Source organism: Microcoleus sp. B5-D4, from assembly GCF_036705145.1.
GTDB lineage: Bacteria > Cyanobacteriota > Cyanobacteriia > Cyanobacteriales > Microcoleaceae > Microcoleus.
The window spans coordinates 1-4223 of sequence record NZ_JAUBTV010000167.1 but is presented as its reverse complement, the minus strand read 5'-3'; the positions used below and the strand labels follow the sequence as shown (position 1 = coordinate 4223).

At 44.3% G+C, this 4223-nt stretch carries 6 protein-coding genes; 3 read left to right on the top strand and 3 right to left on the bottom strand.

Features of this window, described 5'->3' with window-relative positions; genetic code table 11:
• The first annotated feature begins 119 nt into the window (after positions 1-119).
• Positions 120-746, top strand: a complete 627-nt coding sequence (locus QUB10_RS33790; RefSeq protein ID WP_333207476.1) for a HEAT repeat domain-containing protein — start codon at positions 120-122, stop codon at positions 744-746.
• On the opposite strand, the gene QUB10_RS33785 is transcribed toward QUB10_RS33790, so the two are convergent.
• Together QUB10_RS33785 and QUB10_RS33780 are read right to left on the bottom strand one after the other, a co-directional pair.
• Positions 735-1028, bottom strand: coding sequence for a DUF2103 domain-containing protein (locus QUB10_RS33785; protein WP_333055302.1), 294 nt, complete (start codon positions 1026-1028; stop codon positions 735-737). The genes QUB10_RS33790 and QUB10_RS33785 overlap by 12 nt on opposite strands.
• Positions 1029-1128: 100 nt before the next feature.
• Positions 1129-1596, bottom strand: coding sequence for a response regulator (locus tag QUB10_RS33780; protein ID WP_333207474.1), 468 nt, complete (start codon positions 1594-1596; stop codon positions 1129-1131).
• Positions 1597-1766: 170 nt separating this feature from the next.
• Here QUB10_RS33780 and QUB10_RS33775 point away from each other — a divergent pair, with 170 nt between their 5' ends.
• Both QUB10_RS33775 and QUB10_RS33770 read left to right on the top strand, forming a co-directional pair.
• Positions 1767-2750 carry an Rpn family recombination-promoting nuclease/putative transposase gene (locus tag QUB10_RS33775; protein ID WP_333207472.1) on the top strand — a complete coding sequence of 328 codons (984 nt, stop codon included), beginning with the start codon at positions 1767-1769 and terminating at the stop codon, positions 2748-2750.
• A 123-nt stretch (positions 2751-2873) separates the two neighbouring features.
• Positions 2874-3200 (top strand): antibiotic biosynthesis monooxygenase, encoded by a 327-nt coding sequence (locus tag QUB10_RS33770; protein ID WP_333153332.1) that lies wholly within the window; start codon positions 2874-2876, stop codon positions 3198-3200.
• Here QUB10_RS33770 and cas6 read toward each other — a convergent pair whose 3' ends face one another.
• The gene (cas6, locus tag QUB10_RS33765; protein WP_333207471.1) at positions 3201-4082 is read right to left on the bottom strand and encodes a CRISPR-associated endoribonuclease Cas6; all 882 of its coding nucleotides are present in this window, start codon (positions 4080-4082) and stop codon (positions 3201-3203) included.
• Positions 4083-4223: the final 141 nt, after the last annotated feature.

The window sequence follows — 4223 nt, the reverse complement described above, 5'->3', positions numbered from 1 at the left end:
ATCCTAAATCATTTGTAAATTTCTTACTCCCTCCCCTTGATAAGGGGAGGGTTGGGGTGGGGTCAAAAATTTACGACCCAACCTACAATTACAATAGTCACGGTAAAGCTTACAAATAAATGGCATTAGAACTAATTCAGGCTGTCGAAAAAGCAGATTCTTCCGAGGGCTTGTTAAACGCAGTCAAAGCACTGGCGGCGACTCCCTCAACACAAGCAATTCCTACCTTAATTACAGTGCTCGGTTACAACAACCCAGGCGCTGCTGTTGCAGCCGTTGATGGGCTGATTAAACTCGGAGAAGCTGCGGTGCTGCCGCTTCTAGAACAGCTTGACGGCTACAATTACGGGGCGAGAGCTTGGGCTGTTCGGGCTTTGGCGGGAATTGGCGACCCCAGGGGTTTGGAGATTTTGCTGGATGCAGCGGCGAATGACTTTGCTTTGAGCGTGCGGCGGGCGGCGGTTAGGGGTTTGGGGACGATTTGCTGGGAATTGATGCCGGCAGAACAAATTGCAGATGCTCAACTTCGCGCTGTGAAAACGCTACTGCAAGCGTCCCGAGATCCAGAATGGGTGGTGCGCTACGCAGCAGCGGGGGGTTTGCAAGCTTTGGCGGGTGCTGCGACTGTTAAACCGGATTGGTTAGCGGAAGTTTCGGCCCGACTTGAGGAAATCACCCAAAGCGATGAAACTACTTCAGTTAGGGCTCGGGCTTTGCTTGCTAAGGAAAAATTGTCACTTGGGTAGGGTTTGGGCGATCGTCTCTTCCAAGTCCCCTTGAGTGAGAGTGGTTAATATAAAGACTTCTTGTACGGTTTTGCCCTGTCTGGCGATGATTTTAAATCCCCCGCGGATGGGTACTGACACTCTTAATGTCATGCGGGGGATGTGTCCTTTAACTTTGTTGATGACGCCGGGAGTGACTGTTTGAATGCCCATTTTTAGGGTGAGGCGCTCTAAAATTGGTATCAAACCGGGAAGGTGGGTAGAGTGATTCCAAACAAGGCGGCCTTTGGGTTGTGCGTTCATAAATATTTAACCAAATTCAACATACCCAGTCTAAGCCACCCCTGGGGGGAACCAGTTTGAAATTCCCTCAACTTATGTATCCATAACGTTACTGTGCGTGTTATTGCGAGCAAACCGAGGCAATCTCAAACCGAGATTTTTGATTGCTGGCGCGCAAGCTGAGATTTGATGGCACAGAATTGTCCTGTACTTTTTGATGTTGTGGGTTGCTAACTGTCGGTTTTTCTAGTTGAGTGGCGATCGCCCCGAGGATTTCTGTGACACTGCAAGGTTTCTGGAGATAGCCGTCTGCTTTGAGTTCCAGGGCTTTTTCCATTTCGGAGGCTGTCATAAAAATAAACGGAATGCTGGCGGTTGCAGGGTGCGATCGCACGGCTGCGAATACTTCAAAACCGTTTAGTTCCGGCATCATGACATCAGACAAAATTAAATCGGGAATTTGGGCAGCTAACTGGATACCAACTTTTCCATTTTCAGCGCCTACAGCTTCAAAACCGCGCGATGCCAGAAGTTCTAATACGGTTTCTCGAATTAAGTTATTGTCTTCAATTACTAATATTTTTGTCATTTCTGTTACTTTTATGTTGGTTTTATTTTTACTTGTATGTTAAATTTATATCACCCGTATTTTCATAAATTCAAGTGGGCTATTGCAGCGACCCAGTTTTCGTAGCCCCGAAGCCATCGCGCTTCATCAAAATATTTCATAAATCACTAAAACAGATTAGGAAAAATATCATGAAATTTATCAGCCCTAAAACAGACTTTGCCTTCAAAAAAATCTTTGGTTCCACCGACAGCCAAGACATCCTCATCAGCTTCTTAAATGCTCTAATTTACGCCGGTGAGCCAATCATCCAAGACTTGCAAATTATTGACCCTTACTCGGCTGCTACCGTTAGCGGACTCAAAGATAGTTATTTGGATGTCAAAGCTCGAATTACAGGCGACAAGACGGTAATTATTGAAATGCAAGTTTTGAATGTAGCCGCTTTTGAAAAACGAGTCATCTACAACCTAGCCAAAACCTATGCCAACCAACTCAAAATTAGAGAAGGTTATCCGAGATTAAAACCAGTAATTGCTTTGACGATTACCGATTTTGAAATGTTTAAAGAACAACCTGATGTTATTTCTCATTTCGTTTTCAAGGAAAAAGAGAAACTCTTTGATTATCCCCATCTCCAAGTAGAAATGTTTTTTGTCGAGTTGCCGAAGTTCAAAAAAGAGTTAGATGAACTCACAACTTTGACTGATAAATGGATTTATTTTATGAAGCACACTCCCGATCTAGAAACAATCCCAGCCTCAATGGAAACAGTTCCTGAACTAGAAAAAGCTTTTCAAATTGCCAATGAGGCTAACTTAACCTTGAAAGAGTTCCAGGATATGGAAGCTCAAGAAGCGGCGATCGAAGAACAGCGGGGAATAGTTTCTAGAGGTATAGAAGAAGGTTTGGAGCGAGCTAGGGCTCAATTGATGCAAGAAGGCCGTCAAGCAGGGATGCAAGAAGGCCGTCAAGCAGGGATGCAAGAAGGGATTAGAGCAGGTCAAAGAGCATTAATTCTGCGGCTGCTGGAGCGACGAGTAGGAGCCGTAAATCCCGATGTAGTTTCGCGGATTGGGGAATTATCGGTTGAGCAATTAGAGAATTTGGTGGAGGAGGTAGTCGGATTTTCTAGTTTATCCGATTTAATGGTTTGGTTGGATAGAGCAGAATAATCGAAAGATCGATCGCTGTGAGGTTTTTTTAGGTCGATCTACTTATAAACAGCGATATTCACAAATTTCGGGCGATCGGGTAAAATATAACTTAGTGTATCGCTATTAAGTGAGGAAAAAGATATGTCAGAATTTCTCGACTTTCTCCGACATCAGTTTGCCTACGTTGCCATTGGCGAATTTAAACCAGGAAAATTTGAAGCTGCAGAACAACTTTTTGAAAAAGCCGTGGCAACTTATGCCACAGGTTTTAAGGGAGCATACCTGCTGCAATTGCCCAATACAGACAAAGGTATTGCCATCATTTTTTGGGAAAGCGTAGAAGATATGGCAGCCAATCAAAGCGAAGCTTATCAGGAAATATTGAAGCAGATGGCGCCTTTGTTTGCGAAAATACCAGACACAAATATTTATGAAATAGTCAGTGAAATTCAGCCCAAAGGTGAATAATTAAAAAACCTGCAACCGGCGCGTCATTCCCATTCCCATCGGCGTTTTTCGCCCGACTCCGCTATAAAGCGCAAAATCTGCTAAAGTGTTAATTTGCTTGATAGTAGCAGGAGCTATATCTCCCATAATTCGGTAACTAATATCCCCGACGCAGCCAATAAATTTACTGCGAGAATCTGTACTAACTTCTGTTCGGATATCGAAAAAACTGGGGAAAATAGCTTCTGTGAAAGTAGGTTCGATCGCCATCCGGCTGTACTTGTTCCAGCGATTAGCTAAACTGCCAAAAATACTCTCACGAGTGGGCATAGCACTATCGTATACACCTTGCCTAAAATTAGTAGGAGTGCAAAAACTAAAAGCAATTTGGCGCTCAGTTTCCGACGCTCTATCGAACAATTCGGCGTAAGTACAAAAGTTTACCCACGGCTGGTTGGATTGCGGTTCGCTCAAAATATTAGTAATGTATATATTTGTCGGGCCGAGATGCCAAGGGCGAGCGAAATTAAGTTGCTGCCAAAGTTGAGTTAGGCGATCGAACAAACCGTCATCCAGCAGAGAAATTCGCCACCAAATCGGCGTATTTTCCTGAATTGGTTGCTTGTGTTCCCACTGTACAGCCGGAGATATTGTGTGGGAATCCGAAGCCAAAACTCTCTTTTGTGGCTGGGGCTTGCTGCTTTTGTAAGCCTCTTTTCTGCTTACTTGAAAAGGGCTTAAAGTGAAAGCTTTTTCATGAGATTGGTCGTGCAGGTACGCGCTCAAATCGCTGTCTACAGCACTCACAAGGTTGAGAAATAAAGCGTGGAGATGCCGTCCCGTTAAAAACTGGGATGGAATTGGTGCAACTGGCAGCAGGTTTAAAACAAGGCTGTGGGGCATTTTTAAATTCTATACTGTGTCTCTATATATTTTCAGCTCGTATTAATATTACAGCTAAGTTGGCACTTAGGAATGAGAATTAACTAACTTCCACAAGTTTGTGGGATGGGCGTCCCGCCCGTCCAAAAAGGACGGGCGGGA

Coding starts and splice junctions, on each gene's coding strand:
- QUB10_RS33790 (WP_333207476.1), top strand. CDS start 120: ATGGCATTAGAACTAATTCAGGCTGTCGAAAAAGCAGATTCTTCCGAG.
- QUB10_RS33785 (WP_333055302.1), bottom strand. CDS start 1,028: ATGAACGCACAACCCAAAGGCCGCCTTGTTTGGAATCACTCTACCCAC.
- QUB10_RS33780 (WP_333207474.1), bottom strand. CDS start 1,596: ATGACAAAAATATTAGTAATTGAAGACAATAACTTAATTCGAGAAACC.
- QUB10_RS33775 (WP_333207472.1), top strand. CDS start 1,767: ATGAAATTTATCAGCCCTAAAACAGACTTTGCCTTCAAAAAAATCTTT.
- QUB10_RS33770 (WP_333153332.1), top strand. CDS start 2,874: ATGTCAGAATTTCTCGACTTTCTCCGACATCAGTTTGCCTACGTTGCC.
- cas6 (WP_333207471.1), bottom strand. CDS start 4,082: ATGCCCCACAGCCTTGTTTTAAACCTGCTGCCAGTTGCACCAATTCCA.